The organism is Shimia litoralis (assembly GCF_005518135.1).
GTDB classification, from domain to species: domain Bacteria; phylum Pseudomonadota; class Alphaproteobacteria; order Rhodobacterales; family Rhodobacteraceae; genus Shimia_E; species Shimia_E litoralis.
This window is the reverse complement of the sequence record NZ_SULI01000027.1, coordinates 14,621-34,895: the sequence shown is the minus strand read 5'-3', so window position 1 is coordinate 34,895 and position 20,275 is coordinate 14,621. Positions and strand designations below refer to the sequence as shown.

The window sequence follows — 20,275 nt, the reverse complement described above, 5'->3', positions numbered from 1 at the left end:
AGCCAAGCCGCAAACCTGTCCTAAAAAGCAGGACCACTTCATGTCAGATCCGAAAGAGATGATGCAAAAAAGGATGCCAGAGATTTCAAAAGATCGTTTGTCTTTTCGTATAATTGCGGCCCAGCAAGTTCGAGGTCTTTATCGAATGGTATCCAATCCGGAATCTGTAGGGTCCCGTCGCGCAGGTCATGAACATCTTGTGAAAGGGTTTCCAGAAATTCATCAGAGTCGTTGAACACTTCGACGGCCTGTGCCGCAGCTTGATAGAAAATGAAAATCAGCGGCGCGATCACCGCCAGAATGCAGATCAACAGCGTCAATCCACTGGCGATCCCGTCTCGCCCCCCAACCAGATGATGCAGTTTATCAAAGAGCGGTTTTGCCAGAATTGCACAGATTCCAGCAAGACACAGTGCGATCAGAAAGCTTTGCACCACATGCAAGAAAACCACCGACACGAGAAGGGCGACGGTTAATGTCGAATACAATGCCGCCCGAGGCATGGAAGACAGGGCGAGCGTAGTCTTTGGCTGGCTGGTTTTGTCCATGTCCTGTACCATATTGAAATCCTTTTCCGCCCCAAACCTGCCAATTATTGCCGTTCTTCACACGCACGCATTGTTTTGGTCGGGCGTGACCTGATCAGCTTTTCATGTTTTTCATCACAGCCTTGACCACGGTGCCCGCAAGCCCGGGCGCCAGTGCGCCAAGTGGATCATGCGCCATTTTCTTGAGCGCATCAGTTGCTTCTTTGGCTTCTGTCGCGGCGACGCGGAGTTCTGCCTCGAGATCTTCTAATGCCATGTCACGTACCTCGGCCACTGGAGCCGTTTCTGCGTCAGCATTTGATTTCCCCGCGAGAGATATCAGCAAGGCGGCCAACCCCAGATTCACCAGCGCCACAATCAGGGCTGCAACGGGCTGAGACATCGATTGTGAAAGCGCTAGATAGGCTGAGGCGTTCAGCATGATCAAGCCCACTCCGCCGGCGATCCCGGCAGCCGCCATCAGGCCGGTTTGCCGCCTCAGTACAGCGAGATGGCGTTGGGCGATCAGGCGCTCGGATCTTAGAACAATAGAGATATTTCTGGTTATGCGGTTCATGTCATTCATCCTAACGAGAGCGGCCAATCATATAGCCCAAAGCAAAAACACCAAGCGCAAGAAGAAGCGGTTTCTTGGCTGGGATATCGTCGAAAGCGGCCAGCAATTCGCCAACCTGAGTGTCAAAATCCGGTTCGACATCATCACCGTCTTGCGCCTGGTGTGGTGTTGTGTCTGTTTCAGAAGACTCTTGGTCAGGTAGGGGATCGTTAGGTGTCCGGTCTGCCAGTTGTTGCCGGAGTTCGGCAAGTTCGGCTTCTAACTGTGCTTTGGTGGCCATGTCGTGCGAGTCTCCCGAATGTCTCTGGCTCCACGCTATCCACAGAGCACCCGCAAAGCAATCTACTGCCCGAACGTGGCTTTATCTGCTTTCACATGTTGGCCCTACGCATTAGGCATCCATAACTTTGCAAGTTTGGAAAAATCATGGCGCAAAAATCAACCATTTATAAAGTGGAACTGTCGGTGTCCGATATGGATCGGCACTATTACGAAGTCCATAAGTTGACCGTCGCCAAACATCCTTCGGAAACCGATGAACGGCTGATGGTGCGTATTCTGGCTTTTGCACTGAACGCGCACGAGCAACTGGAGATGACCAAGGGGCTTTCGACGGACGACGAGCCGGACATTTGGCAAAAAAGCCTGAGTGGCGAGCTTGATTTGTGGGTGGCGTTGGGGCTTCCCAGCGAGAAAATTGTGCGTCAGTCCTGTGGCAAAGCTGGCAAAGTGATTGTGTACTGTTACGGCGGCCGAACCGCCGAGATGTGGTGGGAAAAGATCAAAAACAGCACCACGCGGTTCAACAATCTTCAGGTGGTGAATTTTTCAGAGTCAAACACCCGCGATCTCGCCGAACTCGCCGCGCGCTCGATGAAGGTGCAGGTCAATGTTCAGGACGGCGAGGTCATGGTCAGTGTCGATGATGGTATCGTGTACGTCACCCCAGAGACATGGAAAAACACCGATCAGTGATGGGTGACGGGCAGGCATATTCTGCCAAGAGCTGAGGGCACATTGACCCGTCGCAGTCGAGGTCGGGGACGCGGCCGACCTGAGAACTGCCATATTGGCAGGCGTCCGTAATTTGGCCTGTGGGTCAGTTCGGGGCGGACGCCTGATGATCGGACAACGCTAATCAGAAAAACACAGTTTGTTTTTATCAAGATCACGTACATATGCTGAAAACTTTGGCCCGCGCTGATGCGGGGCACCCTCGCACGTGCCGCCAAGGTCAATGGCAAGGGCGTGCAGACGTCTGACCTCATCCTGGGTTCCCACACAAAACCCAACCATGGTGCCATTGCCATTGCTGGCTGGTTTTGTGTCAAAGGGGATCGCTGTGGCAAAGGCAAAATCTTCGCCGAGCCAATACGTCATTCTGTCGGATGGTGACGCGCATGTCAGGCCCCACTGTTCAAACAAAGCGCTGTAGAATGCGTTTGACGCGCCCAAGTCATTTGTGCCGACCACAAAGTAGTTCATTTTCATAGCATGCTCTCCTGTAAGCATATTTCGCCCATAATAATTGGGTGGATGTTTTTGATTGGTATGTGTTCTCGCGCACTCATATTGATTAATATGACAATTTATGTCCTATTTGTTTCATGGCACGCTCAAATGTGAATGACAGACTAAGACGCATGGACATGTTGGCGGTTCAGCTCAAGCAAGACACGCATTGCACGGTCAAAGATCTTGCGATCGAGCACGGTGTCAGCGCGCGTACGATTGCGCGCGATATTGCTCTCATGCGGGAACAAGGGATGCAGATCGATGCCGATCGCGGACGCGGTGGAGGCGTGCGTCTTGACCAGAATTGGGGCGTGGGCAGGATGAATTTGGCATATCCCGAAGCGGTTGATCTGCTCATTAGCATCGCGGTTGCAGAGCAAATGAATTCGCCTTTGTTCTTGGCCAGTTTGGGGTCAGTTCGCCGGCAACTGGTGGCCTCATTTTCGCCAGAGAAACGCAAACAGGTGGACCGGCTTCAGTCGCGCATCATGATTGGTGTCACCGCGTCAACCTATGTTCAGGCCAGTGCCAACACACCTCCGAAACGGGTTGTACAGGCCTTGCATCAGGCGTTTGTAGCTCAGGAGGTCTTGGCAATCCGATACCAAAGAGAGGATGGCGACGTATCAGAACGGGATGTCGAACCGCATTATCTTCTGCTGAAATATCCGATTTGGTATGTTGTGTGCTTTGACCATCTCAGGAAGGCGCCCCGAACCTTCCGGTGTGATCGGATACTTGCTGCAAACATGACAGGAGCGCGCTTCCCGCTGTTGCCAAAAGAAGAATTCAGAGCCTCGTTTGTCGACAATGATCTGTCAATGTGATGGCACGTCAGATATGTCGTAGCTGGTCACGGGACCTCGAAAATGGGCGCTGGGTTCTTAGAACCGGGGGGGCGCCAAACCCGCCTGAAACCAGTTGAGAAAGCTGACAATCGAATAGACCGGGCGCCCGGTTATCTCTGCAATGTCAGCGGCATAAGGGGCCATGTTGGTGCATTCGAGGACGATCGCGCCGACCGTCTCGTGCTTGGATACAAGTCGCTGGGCCATCTCGCACATTTCTGCATGGCACGCGGTGACGTCCATCTCGGGCAAATCTTCAAATATTGCGGTGGCAAAGGCCCCGTCACGCGGCAACCCCTCGACGGGGACGTCATCACGCGCGCCTGCCGCGTGCAAATGTGCGGCACTCAAGCTTTCTTTGGAGATCGTCAAAACGCCAACTTGCTGATTTGCTGGCAACATCGCCTCGATCATCGGGATCTGCATCAAAGACGAACTAGCAAAAGGAACCCCCAGGGCGTCTTTCAGGTCATCTTGCATAAGCGACAGAAATCCGCAGGACGTTGTTAGCCCCGTACATCCTTGGGCGACCAATGCGCGACCAACCTGAACAAATGCATCAAACAGCGCCCGAGGGTCTTGGTGGACAACCTTTTGCGCACTTGCCCCACCAACCGCGCGCATGTGGACCGGAAAATCCCATGTGTGTGCGTGGCCAATATCCCCCAGCGGGCGTGGGAAATTTGTTTCCAACATCAATATGCCGACCGCTGCACGTTCCATGGTGTCTCCTATTTGGCCAGCACGATGGGCTTGGCGTCGATATTGTAGGGTTGCAACTCGCTTAAGAGCAACGCCAAGAATTCTTTGCCCAGTTGAGAGAGCGGCCGTGTCGCTGACGTGATCACGGCCATGTCCATCATGATTGTCGGCTCAAAGCGTCGGACCACAAAGCGGTCATCATAGTCGAACTCCAATCCAAATCGATCAAGCAGCGCAACCCCCATGCCTTCCTTTACAAAGGCGAGCAGGTTTTTGAAGAGATGTGAATGCACCCGCGATTTGATGGGAATGTTTGCGTTTTCAAACGCCTCGCGCAGCCGACGCTGTGTAATGTGGTCGGGCCCCATCACAAGAAACGGTTCGTCTTTCAACAGCTCTGGCGTCAAAAATTTGTGCTTTTGCAAAGGGTTATCTTTGTGCAATGCAATGCGCGTTTCCACATGCAACGGGTAATATTGCAATGTGTCATAGAGCATTGGCATCTCGCATATGCCAATCTCGAAGAGACCCGAAAGCACCCACTCTTGAATTTTCGAGCTATACTGCGACTGGAATGAAATATTCATATCGGGTCTAGAGTGTGCAAACCCGGCAATGAGTTTAGGCACAAAACCGAAGGACATCGAGTGCTGCGAGGCAATCTGCAGTTGGCCAGCCTGCTTGTTTTGCAGATCAAACACAGTCTGAGTGACGTGGTCGATCCCGCGCACCACTGTGTCGATCTCACGGTGCATCAGCTCTGCCTCGGGTGTTGGGACAAGCCGACCATGGAGGCGTTCAAAAAGCGTCAGTCCCGTTTGTCTCTCTAGTTGGGCCAACAGGTTTGATATTCCTGGTTGTGAGATGCCCAAGGACTCGGCGGCACCGGTGACGGTGCCCGTTTCAATAATGGCATGAAAGGCTTGAAGCTGTCTGAACCGAAGTCGCATTCCGCAGTGTATCACTTATTGTTATATGGTTGCGAATATTTAGTATTGGAAATGATACATAGCCGCTGCCACACTGAACCTCAACTTTGGGAGAAAGCTGTTTCATGGCTTCAGAGCATATTGTTGTCATTGGCGCCGGGATTGTCGGTGCGTCTTCAGCCATCTGGCTGCGCCGAGCAGGGTATGATGTCACGCTTCTGGACAAGGGTGTGCCGGGCATGGGGGCGTCTTACGGAAACGGTGGCATTCTGGCGAGCTGCTCTGTGGTGCCCGTTACGGGGCCTGGCCTGCTTGGGAAAAGTCCGGCGTATTTGGCCGACCCAAACTTCCCGCTGTTTCTGCGTTGGGGGTATTTGCCAAAACTGGTGCCGTGGCTGGTGAAATACATGTCACATGCGAACGAAGCAGATACGCGCAGGATCAGCCAAGGCCTGACGACAATCATAGGTGACAGCCTTGAACAACATCAGGCTTTGACCGCAGGCACCAACGCCGCGAAATGGGTCCAAGAGAGCGACTATAGCTTTGCATACCCTGATCGCAGAGCGTTTGACGCAGATGCCTTTGCTTGGGAGTTGCGCCGTGAGGCGGGCTTTGATCCCACGTTTATCGAAGGCGGGGCCGTTCAAGAGGCGGAACCAATCTTGGGTCGCAAAACGCAGCTTTTGGCGGTGCTGAAAAATCATGGTTTTATTCTCAACCCGGCGGCGTACGTCGGAGATTTGGTGAGCCTTCTCGAAGAGATGGGGGGCAAGTTCATTCAGGCCGACGTTCAGGACTTTGAGTTGGGCGGCGGGCAGATCAGCGCGGTAGACACCAACGTAGGCCGTATCCACTGTGACAAAGCGGTTGTGTCCTCAGGGGTTTGGTCCAAGCCGCTCATGCAAAAGCTGGGACTGAATGTGCCGCTTGAGGCCGAGCGCGGGTATCACATTATGTTCAAGGGGCCGAACCTCAAACCCAACAACCCGATGATGCTGACGGCAGGAAAATTTGTCGCCACACCGATGGAACATGGCGTGCGCTGTGCGGGTGTTGTCGAGTTTGGCGGGCTCACCGAAACGCGTTCAAAAGCGCCGCTGAAGCTTTTGCGCCGCAAAGCGCAAGACATGTTTCCTGATCTTACTGCCGAAAGTGATGAAGAATGGCTGGGGTATCGCCCCGCACCATCTGACAGCCTGCCATTGATCGGCGAGCTGCGCGACAGCGGTGTTTTCACGGCCTTTGGGCATCACCACATCGGCTTGACCGGTGGACCAAAAACCGGCCGCCTTGTTGCGGATATTATTTCGGGAAACCATTCAAACAACGACATCCGCCCCTTTGAGCCAATGCGCTTTTCGGCGGATTAATAACCAAAACCAAAACCAAAAAACAATAACTCAGGGAGAGACCAATGAAACTACGAAACAAGACATTGAGCACAACCGCCATTACAATGGCAGTGGCATTTGCAGGAACGACCGCTTTGGCCGAGCAATGGGACATGCCGATGGCCTATGCTGCGACGAACTTCCATTCGGAAATGGGCGTCGTCTTTGCGGACAAGGTGCGCGATTATACCGGTGGCGAAATTGATATTACGGTTCATCCGGGTGGGTCGCTGTTTAAAGGTGGCGAGATCAAACGCGCCGTCCAGACAGGCCAAGCCCCCATCGGCGAGCGCTTTATGTCCGCACATGCCAATGAGGCACCGCTCTTGGGGTGGGATAACCTGCCGTTCATCGCAACCACGTATGAAGCAAATGACAAACTTTGGGCCGCGGCCAAAGACAAGGTGAATGCACAGCTGTCCGATCTGAACCTTGTGGCGCTCTATACGTGCCCATGGCCGGGGCAGGGGTTCTATTTCAAAAAAGAAGTCCGCTCGTCAAAGGACACCCAAGGCGTGAAGTTCCGCTCGTACAACACAGCGACGGCAACATTTGCTGAAGAACTCGGGATGATCCCCGTTCAGGTTGAGGCCGCGGAACTGAGCCAAGCATTGGCCACCGGTGTCGCCGAGTCTTTTATTTCGTCGGGTTCGACAGGCTATGACCGTAAAGTATGGGAAAACCTGACCCATTATTACAAGGTGAACGCATGGCTCCCGCGTAACTATGTCATGGTCAACAAAGGCGTCTGGGAAGGGCTGAGTGCGGACATGCAAGCCAATGTTCAGAAGGCGGCCGATGAAACAGGTGCCGCATGCGCGACAAAGTCATCAGAGCTGGCAAGCTGGTATTTTGAGCAACTGGAAGCCAACGGCATGAAGGTCGAAGACGCAGGTCCCGAGTTCCTTGCTGAACTTGAAACCATTGGTGCAAAGATGACAGCGGACTGGCTGGCGGACGTGGGCGAGGATGGTCAAGCTATTCTTGATGCGTACAACGCCAACTAATCCAAAGGGAGCGGCCTGACCCAAGAACGGCCGCTCCCACACTGATTTCAGGGGAGTTTCGATGCGAGATTGGCAATCATTTTTGGGGCTCCCCTTATGGGTATGGCTCTTTGTGTTTCCTGCGCTTTTGGCGCTCTACTGCCTTTGGCAGGGCCCAAAGGCGGCGGCACTATTGTCTCCTGTCTGGAGAGGTCTTGATAAGGTATATCGGGCTGCTGGCGCCTTGGCTGCGTGCTTTATGGTGCTGATTTTGCTATTGATTATTGGCCAAATGATTGCGCGCTGGTCCAGCCTCACATTCCCCGGATCGACCGAGTACGCAGGCTATGCGATGGCCGCGACGTCTTTTTTCGCACTGGCATACACGCTCACGCAGGGCGGGCATATTCGTGTGTCGGTTTTGCTGAATCTGAATGCGCACACCAAGTTCTGGCTTGATGGGGTGGCGATGTTTGTCGCCGCGATAACAGCCACATATTTTGCGCGGTATGCGATCAAGACCAACATCATGTCCGAGATGCTCAACGACCGCACGCAAGGACAGGATTTTGTCCCCGAATGGATGCTGACGTTCCTGTCGATGTTCGTCAACTCGCCCGCCAAATGGGGGGAAATGTGGGCCGATACGGGGTCTGAGTGGGTCTATACCCCTGTTTGGCTACCACAGCTGCCAATGTCGATCGGGACCGTGCTTTTGGCCGTCGCCATTTGGGATTATCTCACACGGCTGCTCGCGCTTCGCGAGAGCCAGATTCACGGGGAGGTTTTGGAATGAGCGAACTTTATACCACCGCAATTTTCCTATTGGTTCTCTTCGCGCTATTGGGCGGCTCAGTGTGGATCGGGCTTGCGCTGATGGGGGTGGCGTGGGTCGGCATGGAGCTGTTCACGACACGTCCTGCAGGTGATGCGATGATCACCACAATCTGGACAGGCGCCTCAAGCTGGACCCTGACGGCGTTGCCGCTGTTTATCTGGATGGGCGAGATTTTATATCGAACGCGATTATCCCAAGACATGTTCCGCGGACTGGCACCATGGATGCGGTTTTTGCCCGGGGGTCTGTTGCACACCAATATCGCAGGGTGCACGATTTTCGCGGCCGTGTCTGGATCTTCGGCGGCGACCCTGAACATGGTTGGGAAAATGTCGATCCCCGAGCTGCGCAAACGCGGCTATCCCGAATATATGATTATCGGCACTTTGGCAGGGGCTGCGACGTTGGGCCTGATGATTCCGCCGTCGCTGACGCTGATCGTCTATGGTGTCACGATTAACGAAAGTATCACCAAGCTGTTCATGGCGGGCGTATTTCCCGGGCTCGTGCTGGCCGGGCTGTTTATGCTCTATATCATTGGCTGGCACTTTGTGTGCAAAGACCAACGCCCAGAGCCGGAACCCCCGATGCCAATGGGCAAACGCCTTGCCGAAAGCCGTTTTTTGCTGCCGCTTTTCGGACTTGTCTTTGTGGTGATCGGCTCGATGTACCTTGGCTATGCCACGGCCACCGAAGCTGCGGCTGTTGGGGTGGTGGGTGCGCTTGCGCTGTCGGCCATGCAAGGCTCGCTTGACTGGGGAACTTTTAGAGACAGCTTGATGGGGGCCACAAAAACCTCGGCGATGATCGCCTTTATTCTGATGGGGGCTGCGTTCTTGTCGCTGTCTATGGGCTTTACGGGGTTGCCGCGTGCGCTGGCCGAACTGATCGAAAGCTATAATCTGTCACCGGTGGCGCTTATTGCCGTATTGACGGTCTTCTACTTGATCCTCGGCATGTTCATGGACGGTCTTTCGTCGGTGGTCCTCACAATGGCGATTGTTGAACCGATGATCCGCGCGGCAGGTATTGATGTGATCTGGTTCGGCATTTTCCTTGTTGTGGTCATCGAAACCGCACAAGTCACCCCGCCCATCGGATTTAACCTTTTTGTTCTTCAGGGCATGACCCGCCACGAGATCGGGTATATCGCCAAGACAGCGATCCCGATGGTTGGTCTCATGCTGCTGATGGTGGTGATCCTCGTGATCTGGCCCGAGCTGGCCACATGGCTGCCGGACAATATTCGCCAAGGTCCGGGCGGCTAGGCCGAGATGCTTACCGCACTGGGGGTCTTTGCACGCTATGGGCGGTTTGTCCTTGTGGCAGGGCTGGTTGCGGGCCTTGTGTTGCCGGGCGTCGCAGTCGCGCTTCGTCCTTGGCTAAGCGAGCTGGTGCTGGTGCTGCTGTTCCTCACGGCGTATCGCGTTGGGCTGCCTGCGGCATTGGATGGGCTGAACCACATCCTAAGCACGCTTGGGGTTGTTTTGGTGTACCAGCTGGCGTTGCCATTGGTCTGTATCGCGTTGTTTGCGTGCTTTGGCATGGCTCAGAGCCCTGTTGCGATTGCGCTGACGCTGATGCTTTCGGCGCCCTCGGTGACCGCGAGCCCGAATATGGCGGTTATGATCGGTCAGGCCCCCGAGCCAGCCTTTCGGTTGCTCATCCTTGGCACATTTATCCTGCCGCTCACAATCTTTCCCATATTTTGGGCATCACCGGCGCTTGGAAATCTCTCGGACGCCATCTATGCCGCATTGCGCCTTGGGCTTTCAATCAGTGTAACGGTTGCTGTTGCGTTCTTTCTTCGTGCACGGTGCCAGCCCGAAATGCGTATGTCAGAAGTTCGGGCACTTGACGGTCTAACCTCACTGGCGCTGGCTGTGATCGTCGTTGGATTGATGAGTGCCGTTACCCCCGCCATTTCGTCAGCGCCTTGGATGCTTGCAAAATGGATGTGTATCGCACTGGCTGCAAACCTTGGGTTGCAGGTACTTGCGTATACGGGTTTGCGCCGACTTGGATTTGAACAAAGCGCCGGACCGATGGCTCTGGTCGCGGGAAATCGCAATGTCGCACTTTTCCTCGTTGCCTCGAGCGCAACCAATACTGACGAGTTCCTTTTGTTTCTGGGGTGCTATCAGTTTCCCATGTATCTGACGCCAATCGTCATGCGCCCGCTTCTGGGCAACCGAACCTAAGACCTCAACCGGACCGGCACAGCACGCCAAAAGGGCGCATTTTTCTGGCGATTACGCGGGTTGCACAGTGTGATCGATCACGGACATCTTTCTGTATTGTGTTTGGGTCTTGCGAATTTCCCAAGATAGCCCCTTGGCGTGGCGCAAGAATTTGATACGCTTAGGGTATATTATACGCATTTTGAAAGGTCCGCATTTTTTATGGGCATGTATATCAGAGCGTCTGCTTTGGAAGGTTTAGACGATATTGCGCAAAAGCATGGGCAGGAAATCACCCCTCTGTTAGACAAATACGGCTTTGGCGCCGGAATTTTTCGCGCAAAAGAAACCGAAGTGGAATTTCTACATGCGATCGCGTTTTTAGAAGAATGCGCTGCGCGCTGGGATATCCCGGATTTAGGCGTTCAGCGCTCTCGGTACTTTGCGCTGGAAAGCCTTGGTGTGATTTCACTTGCGGTGCGGATGGAAACAACCGTGCGGGCGGCGTCAAATGCCATCATTCGCAACATGTTTATCCACTCAAACGGGGCGAGTGTGTCGCTCATTGAACATCCGCAGAGCAATCTGGCCGAATTCGTATTTGATGTCCGCACAGAGGGAACACCGTGCCGTCAGTTTCGCGAAGCTACACTCTGCAATAGCCGCATCACCCTGCAATGTCTTGCCGAGCACCCGGTGAAATTGGTCTCTGCATCGGTCCCTCATGCGGCACCGGTGTCTCGATTGGATTCATTGTCGCGTGAGCTTGGGGTGCGGGTGACATATGGCGCAGAACGCTGTGCCTTTGAATTTGACAGATCGGTACTTGATCAGAAAATCAACAAAACAGACGTCGCATTTCATCCGATTATCCGTCGATATTTTGCCGAGGTCACCGCAGAGCATCGCAACAACTTTCCCGAGGCGGTGCGGCTGGAAGTCATGCGCCAACTATCTTTGGGTGTTGTGTCTCAGGACAAGGTCGCGGCATCTCTTCAGATGCAACCACGCAGCTTGCAACGCCGTCTTAAACAGTTTGGCGTCAGTTTCCGCGAAATACTGGATACCGAGCGGCGCCGTAAATCGCTTTCTCTGGTGCAGCAGACCAATCTTCCGTTTGCAGAGCTGGCATTGGCCGTCGGATATTCAGATCAAACCGCATTCAACCAAGCCTTTCGCCGCTGGTTTGGGCGCTCTCCTCTCAAGGTGCGCAAGGGGCAGGGACTTATTGCTGCTGCCTAGTGTGATCAGTTTTCTGGGAAAAGACGCCAGCCGAAGCTGGCGCCAGCCTTAATCCGTGAGTAGTGCCGCAAGAGGTCAAGGCCGGAACCTGTGCGGATGGTCGGGGTTTGGAAAAAAATATCTCCGCCCCTGTGTCGCCGTGAAGCGATGCCATTTGTGTTGATCCAAATTTAGGGGTGTCTGTCGGAGTATTCTTTGGCGGTGCCGCGAGAATGTTGAGATATGACGACACACCTCTGTCTGATCGCCCGCACAAAAGAAACAAGGTTGACGATTGCGCGAAACTACCGCCCATATGCCCATAGGTTGAGATGGATATAGACATTGATTTTCTGGCAAGCCCTTAGAGACGCCGCACGCAGGTTTAACACCAATGGAGGGTTGGTGTTATCAAGCCATATCGCGCTCTCGATGATGCTTGCGATTTTTCCGTTTTGTTTGCTTGCATTGTCTGTCGCAGGGATGCTGTCGTCTTGGGGGATGTCCCAACCAGATGCCGATATGGGTGATTTGCTGGAAGTTGTGTTTGGCTCTTGGCCAGATGCCATTGCCGCGCCCATCGAAACCGAAGTGCGCGCCGTTTTAGAGCAAAGCAACAAATCAACGATTACCTTTGGGGCGTTGTTGACGTTGCTTTTTGCATCCAATGGGTTTGAAGCCGTCCGTCTGGCGATCAGCGAATGCTATCACGAGGTTGATCCACGGCCACTTTGGAAAAAGCGGTTGTTGTCGCTCGCATTCGCGCTTGGCGGAGCGGTATTTGTCACTCTGGCTGGTCTGATCGGATTGGTTATTCCTGTATATATGCGCATCGTGTCCGAAGCGGCGCCGAAACTGCATATTGCCGTTGTGCCCAACGAGCTTGTGGCCCTTGTTGTGACGTTGATTGTATCGTTTTTGGGCGTGTTGGCCTGTCATAAATGGTTGCCGGGCATAAAACGTCCTATTCGTGCGTTGTTGCCCGGTATTATTCTGACGTTTGTATTGTGGTACGTCATCGCAAGCGTATTTGAATACTACATCAGCAACTTTTCGACCTACAGCGTCACATATGCTGGCTTGGCAGGTGTCATTTCCGCGCTGGTGTTCATGTATTTGATGGCTGCGGTGTTTGTTTTTGGGGCAGAGTATAACGCCTGTCTTGGCAGATTGGCCAAAGCGAACAAGTTGGATCTATAAGAGCGGCGCAAACAGTCGCGACACTGGCGCCCCTAAACGTATCCAGAGCGGCTGTTCCGACAAGGTGCGTGTGCTGATCCGGGATTGGGCAAAATCAGCCTTGAACATGTCTGCGACGTCCTTGGCAACGTCTTCTTCGAAGGCCAGGACCGAGGCTTCAAAATTCAATGCACATGACCTGTTGTCCAAATTATGCGTGCCGATCGCGGCGATGCTGTCATCTACCAGAGCAACCTTTTGGTGCATAAATCCGTTGTCATAGCGCCAAAAGACAACGCCGGCCTCTCGGAGTTCATCCAGATAATCAAAAGATGCCAACCATGTGACCCAGTGATCGGCTTTCTCAGGAATAAGGATTCTGACGTCAATTCCCTTTAGGGCGGCAACCTTAAGGGCAGAGACAATGTCCGCATCCGGCACAAAATACGGCGAGGCAATCCAAAGTCGGTGGCGGGCCGCACGGATCATGGCGCAGAAATATAGGTTACCTGTGTCCAAATCATCGGCGGGGCCGGTGGCCATGATCAATGCGTCGAAATTTGACGGGGCAGGTTCAGGGCGCCAGAACAAGTCATCAAACAACCCGTCTTCTGTCGCCCAAAGCCAATCTTCACAAAACACCAACTGGAGCTGGGATACGATCGGCCCCTCAACCTTGCAATGAGTATCGCGCCAATGGCCAAATGCAGGATTGCGCCCCATGTACTCGTCGCCAACGTTCAAGCCACCTGTAAATCCGACACGCCCATCCACGATCACGGTTTTGCGGTGGTTTCGAAAATTTACCCGCAATCGGTTGGTTGGCCCCTGAAGTGCGTTGGTATCAAGCATTTTGACGCCTGCATCTGTCAACACATTGATATAACCCCAAGGAAGCCGTGAACTGCCGACCGAGTCATACAAGACATACACCGCGACACCGCGCCGTGCCGCATCAACAAGGCGCCGTTGGATGTCTTGGCCAAGTGCATCGTCGCGAATAATGTAAAACTGGAACAGGATGTAAGACTGTGCGTTTTCAAGGGCATCAAATATCGCATCAAACGTCTTTGCCCCGTCCACCAAGACTTTGATGGCATTGCCTGACACCACCGGCGACGCGGCCAGCGTCTCAAAGACTTGATACCCTACGTCTTGCGTATCGCCTCTTGGCGGATAGCTTTTGCGAGATTGGGCCATGCCATCCAACACCCGCTGAGAGGCGCGCCGCGCAACGACATAGTCATTGAATTTACGGTGACCCAGAAACAAATAGCTCACGATGGCAAAATATGGAGCGGATATCAGAAATACGACCCAAGCCACCGCACCTTGTGGTGTGCGCGACCCAACAATGGCCAGATAGGCAAAATAGACCGCCACTGCCTCGAGAACGACCACAAAGAGAAGAGAAAAGCTGATTGCCAAGAGGCGGCCTCATGTATGACTTGGATACTGCTAAGGTAGAGGTACCCCGCCTAAAGGCAAGTTTTTCGCAGAGCAGGTGATATTCCGGCACGCGAACTGGGTCTTGCATGTGGTGTTGGTAAAATTTCGGGGGCGGCAGCGTTGGTGAACGAGGTCTGCTTGGGGTGTTTTGACCCAGTGCCAGACCTCGTTTCTGATACATCAGTCTGAGGGTGACCAAACCCGTCCGGTCATCGCATCCACACAGTAGGTGTCAAAATATGTCCGATGGCTTGGGGTGTCTTCGGACATACGGAAACACCAGTTGCACGCGTCCGTCACGCAGGTTGCGGTTGGATCGTTTGTCACATCATAGACCACAGTATTGCCGTTTGCGCGTACGGCCAGTACCCAGTCTTTGAATTGGGAAATCCCCGTAAGTCGCTCTAGGGCCGCGCGCTCGGTGAGTATGGGGTCCAGCGATGGTGCCGCAGACACGGGCGCTGCGCGCACTACGACAAATCCGACCTCGTTCGAGCTCGAATTATGGGCCCATGTGTCTGCAGAACTGTCGACCACCGTATAGGTGCCGGGCTGCAAAATCACTTCGGGTGTGGCGATCCATTCGGCATTCGGGGTGTCGAACATTCCGGGGCGGCCTTCGGCCTGCCAGACGCCCTGACCCTTTAGGCCGATCTGACCGGGGGCAGGGGTGCCACGCCCTCCGTTCCAGTGATAGGTCTGAAGATACGTCAACATCATCGGCTCTGTCAGAGTGAATGTCGGGCTGCGGGCGTTGCCATGGCTGACGCCACCCTTGTTATAGGTGTTCAGGATTTCCACGGCCTCGCCGATCATACGTGGCTGAGGTTGGGAGGGCACGGCGGCCGTTGGTGAGGGCGCGACGGGTGCGCTGGCACCTTGTGCTGAATCCGAGGAACCCGTGTTTCCAATGTCGGTTGCGGTATCGCTTGGGGCTGTTTCGCCGATGGCCGTTGTATCTGGAATGTCCTTTAGCATGTCTTCGATATCATCGAAGGGTTCCATGAAAGGCCTAAGATAATCAAACTCGCGGTCACGTAGCATATGCGCGTCGGCGACCGAGGCAAAAACGGCGAGGGAAAGTGTCAAGCAGAGTGCGGTTTTAGAAGCATACAACATAGTTAGTTTCCTGTTCCTTCCGACATGGGCTGTCCCAAAATGCAATGCAATACGTGCTGCTTGGTGCCATCTTCATAAGGGCAATCTTTGACTTCGGGTTCATTGACCCTCTTAAAATGGGCACGAGCAGTTTTGAGTTTTGCCGAGATGGCCGGCCTTTGCGCCCGCCAATGCAGGCCCACGGCCCGAACATCGGACGCTAGTCCCTTGCAATCACTCAAAAGGGCCTTTGCGTCGTGATACTTGAAGGCGACAGCAATATTGTTAACCCGGCTTTGTGCGTTCTTGAGGCTGACCACATATTGGTTTGCAAGCGCCTGAATTTCCGGAAATTTCGAATTGGCCCCAATTGCCTCGGCAGTGGCAATCGCGGCATCAAACTGTGCGCGTGCCTCTTTGAAATCCTGCAAATTGACCTGATACTTTTGATCCGCTTCTTCCATGGTTTCGGAACTGTTCACCGCTTCTCTGTAGGCGCTGAACTCTTGTCTCATCAGAGCTTGCATATTGGCAATCGGACGCCTGATATCAGCCTTGCCTTTGTTAAATGTCTCAAGCTCTTTGATGAATTGCGCGGCCTGTTTTTGGTTGTTTATGTCTTGTGCGGTGACGTGCGACGCGGTCAGGGCCAACCCGACGACAGTCAATGCAATTGCGATGAATGTGCGAAAGTGATGGTTCATTTTATGATCCTCATTTTGTCCAAACGGGGGCTGTGTCTGCGGGGCAGGTCTCATCGTCCGCCAGCGATCAAAGCACCCTTCCAATACGAGATGATCCCTCCGACGATTTCAGACGCTTCATATTTGGTACGACCATCCATAAGGGCTTCGTTGCGCACTTCGTCACGTATGATTTTGGTAAACTGGACGGCACTGCAAAAGGTCCCAGACAGACCGTCTTCATTTTTGGCCTGCAGCCAGATGGCCTGATCCTTGAACAATACCGCTGCCTTGTCACATCCGCTGTTGCACAGTTCCAAGGCCTGTTCACTGGTTAGCCCTGTTCCGGGGAACCTCGCATCGTCAATGCATTCCGCCCTGCAATGCGCCATCGCCGCAGGGCTTTGGGTATCATAACAGCCCTCAAGCACCGTTGGCATCTGATCAACAAGAGCCTGTACTGCGGGGGTGTATGCAGCGCGTGACAGGGTTGCCAGGTGTTCGGGCGTCGCGTCTAACCGTGAAGCCTCGTTGAATGTCGTTGATCCGGTTGCATGCGATTTTCGGGCACTCTTGTCGCCATGCTCGCGCGGGATTTTGTTGTCTTTTGCCAGTTGCGTGGTCTCGGCATAGAGCATCGGGCAAAAGAATTTTGACCCTTTCAGAACTGCAACCGTGTTCAAGGCCTGCGTGAACTCGCTCTCGGCTTGTTGACAGCCATTCAGGCAATATTGAACCGCCGCTGGTGCCCCGTTTTTGCGCACGAACTGCGATGTCGCAAAAGTTTCGGAAAACGCTGGGCTGTTGCAGGTCGCCTTGCATGTGGTGCGTGCCTGACCAAGATCATAGCAGCCCTCAACTCTGCCCGCCGCTTGAGGTTTTGCCGCTGGGACAGGCGTTGGTTTTGGTGTGGGTTGCAGGTCGCCAAACAGATCGTCGGGCAGTTTCTTGGTGACCGGTTCTTTTGCAGGCGCGGGTTGTGCAATCACACCGTCAAATTGGACAGGTTGCACCTGCGTTGTCTGGGTTTGGGGTTCCGGAACCTCTTGCCAGCCGTCCACCAAGTCGCGTGCGCGTTGCTGGTCAGCCGGAGATACGATGGCATCAAGTTCGGCAAGCTTTTCAGTGGCTTGATCTTTGCCATTTTCCACCGCGAGCAAATACCATTTATAGGCTTCGATCCGGTCAATAGGTCCGGCAAGCCCCTGTGCCAGCGCATCCCCAAGCCGCAATTGGGCCCATCCGAATCCCTGATCGGCCGACCGGCGATACCAATAGACGGCCTCGGCAGGGTTTTTGTCACCTCCAAGCCCTTTGCGCAGCAAGGTGCCAAGATTGAACTGGGCGGCACGATTCCCATTTTGTGCTGCAAGAGAATACCAATGGCGCGCCGTTTGCGGATTTTTGGCTACCCCTTGGCCTTTCATATAAGCGATCCCAAGGGACAATTGCGCACGGTCATAGCCCTGTAACGCAGATTTTTCATACCAGTGCGCCGCAAGATCAAAATCGACGGCCGTTCCCCAACCGTTGTCATGATGGCGGGCAAGATTGTATTGCGCTTCGTCCAGCCCCTGATCTGCGGCCATGGTGAACCAGTATAGTGCCGCGTCTGCATCGTTGGGAACACCTTTGCCGCCCTGATGCATGAGGCCCAAGCCATTCATAGCTTTGGCATCGCCTTGCATCGCCGCCTGCTGCCAGATTTCTAGAGCGTCGCCATAGTTGGCGGACTCATAGGCCAGCTTGCCGTCAGAATATGTTGCCGAACCGCCAGAGTGAGATGGCGCAGACGAGGTCACGGGTGCCGTCTGAATCTGGTGAGGTTGGATTTGCTCGGAATAACAGCGTTTTGCCGTGTCGACCGCATCACGTGTACCAGACAATGACACGGTAAAATCACCAATATACAAATAGGCATTCAGGACACTTCCTGCTTTGATTGCTTCAATCAGCTCGGTGTCATATCCGACCGTGATCGCCAAAGTATCCGTATCCGAAATTCTGGCGTCCAGATGACCTTGCCAATGCCCCTGAATAACCAATTGAACATCAACGGTATTGCCGAGTTCTTCCATACGCCAATGCGAGTTGATCAGGCCGATCATCAATCCTTCGTTGGTGTCCAAGATCAACATCACCTGATCCCTTGGGTTTTTTGGGATCATGATACAAAAATCGGCCACTCCGTCGGCGTCGTTATCGACAGATCCGCCGGTCCATTTCGAACTGTTGTAACTGGTCAAAAAATCATCTTGGGCCTCCGCCTTTGACGCCAGCAATCCTGCAAGCATCAGCAAACACAGCCCAACCATACGGTATGGTATACGCATCAGCATAATGAGGTCCTCCATCCTCGATATACATCTATTATATCGAATGTTTTGATGGGTATCCTTGATGCAAAGCAATTGAATGCCGTTGCGGAAAATCAGCCAAAAGGAGAGCACGCCGCCTGAAGTGGATGTAATTCCATTGCACAGCGCGAGAACACAGCTAGGTTGAGGCACAGGCAGCTAACACACGACGGGGCACAGCATGACAGACACGATTGGAACGCATTTCAGAGCGCGCGCAGAGACGTTTTCATGCCACGCATTCTTGTCGGTGCCAGCGGATCAGGATCGGCATTATTATCCTGACGGGTATGACATCACCTATGGCGAAGCTGCGGTATTGGTGTCGCGTTGGGCCAAACAGCTGCAAAAGGCCGGATATGGGCATGGGCATCGCATTGCGGTGCTGCTTGCCAATCGGCCAGAGATGCTCTTGCTCAAGTTGGCATTGAATAGCATTGGCGTATCGTGGGTTCCGGTCAATCCCGATTACAGACCGGCCGAGGTGGCATATCTCTTACAAGACAGCGGTGCCACACTTGCGCTGACGGCACCGGATTTGCGTGATCTTTTGGTCCAAGGGGTGCGTGAAAGCGGATTGGACATACCGGTTGTGGACATGGATGCCGACCTGCCAGCGGTGCCGCCAGCCCAGCAGAGTGCGCCGCTGACGCGCCGTATTGATGCCGATTCAGAGGCCAGTCTGATCTATACATCGGGCACCACCGGCCGCCCCAAAGGCTGTATCCTAAGCCATGACTACGAATTGATGATGGGACAATGGTATGCAACGCGCGGAGGCTTGATAGATTTTCAGACCGGCCAAGACCGCCTGTATTGCCCGCTTCCGCTTTTTCATGTCAACGCGGCCATTCTTGTGCTGTTCTGCATGATCGAGACTGGCAATTGCCAGATTATTCCCGAACGGTTCCGCGCCAGCGCATGGTGGCGTGAGTTGAGTGAAACCAAAGCCACGGTTGCGCATTACCTTGGCATTGTCATTCCGGCCCTGATGAATCGTGCGCCAGAAGATTGGGATACGCGGCACACGCTACGTTTTGCCGTCGGGGCAGGGGTGGAACCCACGTTACACCGCCCCTTCGAAGAGCGCTTTGGCGTGCCCTTGATCGAAGTTTGGGGCATGTCAGAGATGTGCCGAATTTTGGGCGACTATGCAGAACCCCGTCAAATCGACACGCGTGCCATGGGGCGGCCAAGCGTTGGGCTTGAGGCCAAAGTGGTTGATGACACAGACAAAGAAGTCCCACGCGGAACGCCCGGTGAGCTGGTGATCCGGCATTCAGCAGAGACCCCCCGCAAGGGCGCATTCTCGGGATACCTGAACCTGCCGGAGGTCACCGAGGAGTCTTGGAAAGGCGGGTGGTTCCATACTGGCGATACCGTCACGATGGACGACACAGGAATGATTTTCTTTGTGGATCGCAAAAAAAATATTATTCGCAGATCCGGCGAAAACATCGCGGCTGCGGAAATCGAGGCCTGCTTACAGGATCATGATCTGGTGACACGTGTGGCGGTTGTTGCTGTGCCCGACGAGATGCGCGACGAAGAGGTGATGGCCTGTGTGATGGTCACCCAAAGCCCGGACGCCGCGATGGCTCAGACATTGTTTGACTATAGCTTTGAGCGTCTGGCGTATTACAAGGCCCCCGGCTGGATTCAGTTTGTGACCGATATTCCAGTGACGGGCACGCAAAAAATCCAAAAACACAGCCTGTTTGATGCAGACGAGGACCCAACCCAACGCCCTGATACCTATGATATGCGCAAATTGAAAAAGCGCGGATAATAC

General features: G+C 53.9%; 20 protein-coding genes. 10 read left to right on the top strand and 10 right to left on the bottom strand.

Translation table 11 applies throughout. The features are described 5' to 3' along the window. Positions 1-38: 38 nt before the first annotated feature. The 3 genes from FAP39_RS15370 to FAP39_RS15360 all read right to left on the bottom strand — a co-directional run bounded on the left by FAP39_RS15370 (position 39) and on the right by FAP39_RS15360 (position 1,384). A complete protein-coding gene (locus FAP39_RS15370; protein WP_138017270.1) occupies positions 39-560 on the bottom strand; it encodes an AI-2E family transporter in 522 nt (173 codons plus the stop codon). An 82-nt stretch (positions 561-642) separates the two neighbouring features. Next, positions 643-1,104 (bottom strand): phage holin family protein, encoded by a 462-nt coding sequence (locus tag FAP39_RS15365; RefSeq protein ID WP_138017269.1) that lies wholly within the window; start codon positions 1,102-1,104, stop codon positions 643-645. Between the two features lie 10 nt (positions 1,105-1,114). Then, entirely contained in the window at positions 1,115-1,384 is a 270-nt protein-coding gene (locus FAP39_RS15360) for a hypothetical protein (protein ID WP_138017268.1), read from the bottom strand. Between the two features lie 146 nt (positions 1,385-1,530). Between FAP39_RS15360 and FAP39_RS15355 the strand changes: the two genes are divergently transcribed. Next, positions 1,531-2,079: a YaeQ family protein gene (locus tag FAP39_RS15355; protein WP_138017267.1), complete on the top strand. Its 549-nt coding sequence runs from the start codon at positions 1,531-1,533 to the stop codon at positions 2,077-2,079. A 159-nt stretch (positions 2,080-2,238) separates the two neighbouring features. On the opposite strand, the gene FAP39_RS15350 is transcribed toward FAP39_RS15355, so the two are convergent. Next, positions 2,239-2,595, bottom strand: coding sequence for a VOC family protein (locus tag FAP39_RS15350; protein WP_138017266.1), 357 nt, complete (start codon positions 2,593-2,595; stop codon positions 2,239-2,241). Between the two features lie 116 nt (positions 2,596-2,711). Between FAP39_RS15350 and FAP39_RS15345 the strand changes: the two genes are divergently transcribed. Next, on the top strand, positions 2,712-3,446 hold the full coding sequence (locus FAP39_RS15345) for a helix-turn-helix transcriptional regulator (protein ID WP_212743434.1): 735 nt from the start codon (positions 2,712-2,714) through the stop codon (positions 3,444-3,446). 57 nt (positions 3,447-3,503) lie between these two features. Here FAP39_RS15345 and FAP39_RS15340 read toward each other — a convergent pair whose 3' ends face one another. Together FAP39_RS15340 and FAP39_RS15335 are read right to left on the bottom strand one after the other, a co-directional pair. Next, positions 3,504-4,190: an aspartate/glutamate racemase family protein gene (locus FAP39_RS15340; protein WP_138017265.1), complete on the bottom strand. Its 687-nt coding sequence runs from the start codon at positions 4,188-4,190 to the stop codon at positions 3,504-3,506. Positions 4,191-4,198: 8 nt separating this feature from the next. Beyond that, positions 4,199-5,119, bottom strand: a complete 921-nt coding sequence (locus tag FAP39_RS15335) for a LysR family transcriptional regulator (RefSeq protein WP_138017264.1) — start codon at positions 5,117-5,119, stop codon at positions 4,199-4,201. A gap of 104 nt (positions 5,120-5,223) precedes the next feature. Between FAP39_RS15335 and FAP39_RS15330 the strand changes: the two genes are divergently transcribed. The 7 genes from FAP39_RS15330 (at position 5,224) to FAP39_RS15300 (ending at position 12,917) form a co-directional block, all read left to right on the top strand. Then, positions 5,224-6,471, top strand: coding sequence for an NAD(P)/FAD-dependent oxidoreductase (locus FAP39_RS15330; protein WP_138017263.1), 1,248 nt, complete (start codon positions 5,224-5,226; stop codon positions 6,469-6,471). 86 nt (positions 6,472-6,557) lie between these two features. After that, positions 6,558-7,499 carry a TRAP transporter substrate-binding protein gene (locus tag FAP39_RS15325; protein WP_138017274.1) on the top strand — a complete coding sequence of 314 codons (942 nt, stop codon included), beginning with the start codon at positions 6,558-6,560 and terminating at the stop codon, positions 7,497-7,499. Between the two features lie 61 nt (positions 7,500-7,560). After that, entirely contained in the window at positions 7,561-8,274 is a 714-nt protein-coding gene (locus FAP39_RS15320) for a TRAP transporter small permease (RefSeq protein ID WP_138017262.1), read from the top strand. Further along, the gene (locus FAP39_RS15315) at positions 8,271-9,584 is read left to right on the top strand and encodes a TRAP transporter large permease (RefSeq protein WP_138017261.1); all 1,314 of its coding nucleotides are present in this window, start codon (positions 8,271-8,273) and stop codon (positions 9,582-9,584) included. Before FAP39_RS15320 ends, FAP39_RS15315 begins: the two co-directional genes overlap by 4 nt. A 6-nt stretch (positions 9,585-9,590) precedes the next feature. Beyond that, positions 9,591-10,517, top strand: coding sequence for a hypothetical protein (locus FAP39_RS15310; RefSeq protein WP_138017260.1), 927 nt, complete (start codon positions 9,591-9,593; stop codon positions 10,515-10,517). A gap of 201 nt (positions 10,518-10,718) precedes the next feature. Next, on the top strand, positions 10,719-11,738 hold the full coding sequence (locus FAP39_RS15305) for an AraC family transcriptional regulator (protein ID WP_138017259.1): 1,020 nt from the start codon (positions 10,719-10,721) through the stop codon (positions 11,736-11,738). 324 nt (positions 11,739-12,062) lie between these two features. Further along, positions 12,063-12,917 carry a YihY/virulence factor BrkB family protein gene (locus tag FAP39_RS15300; RefSeq protein ID WP_138017258.1) on the top strand — a complete coding sequence of 285 codons (855 nt, stop codon included), beginning with the start codon at positions 12,063-12,065 and terminating at the stop codon, positions 12,915-12,917. Here the strand turns inward: FAP39_RS15300 and cls are convergent. The 4 genes from cls to FAP39_RS15280 form a co-directional block, all read right to left on the bottom strand. After that, the gene (gene cls, locus FAP39_RS15295) at positions 12,912-14,324 is read right to left on the bottom strand and encodes a cardiolipin synthase (RefSeq protein WP_246059198.1); all 1,413 of its coding nucleotides are present in this window, start codon (positions 14,322-14,324) and stop codon (positions 12,912-12,914) included. The two genes, FAP39_RS15300 and cls, sit on opposite strands and share 6 nt — an antisense overlap. Positions 14,325-14,525: 201 nt before the next feature. Continuing rightward, positions 14,526-15,464 (bottom strand): hypothetical protein, encoded by a 939-nt coding sequence (locus FAP39_RS15290; protein ID WP_138017257.1) that lies wholly within the window; start codon positions 15,462-15,464, stop codon positions 14,526-14,528. A gap of 2 nt (positions 15,465-15,466) precedes the next feature. Further along, a complete protein-coding gene (locus FAP39_RS15285) occupies positions 15,467-16,147 on the bottom strand; it encodes a hypothetical protein (RefSeq protein WP_138017256.1) in 681 nt (226 codons plus the stop codon). A 50-nt stretch (positions 16,148-16,197) separates the two neighbouring features. Next, the gene (locus FAP39_RS15280) at positions 16,198-18,465 is read right to left on the bottom strand and encodes a tetratricopeptide repeat protein (RefSeq protein ID WP_171006884.1); all 2,268 of its coding nucleotides are present in this window, start codon (positions 18,463-18,465) and stop codon (positions 16,198-16,200) included. A gap of 199 nt (positions 18,466-18,664) precedes the next feature. On the opposite strand from FAP39_RS15280, the gene FAP39_RS15275 reads away from it, so the two are divergent. Then, positions 18,665-20,272, top strand: a complete 1,608-nt coding sequence (locus FAP39_RS15275; RefSeq protein ID WP_138017254.1) for an AMP-binding protein — start codon at positions 18,665-18,667, stop codon at positions 20,270-20,272. Positions 20,273-20,275: the final 3 nt, after the last annotated feature.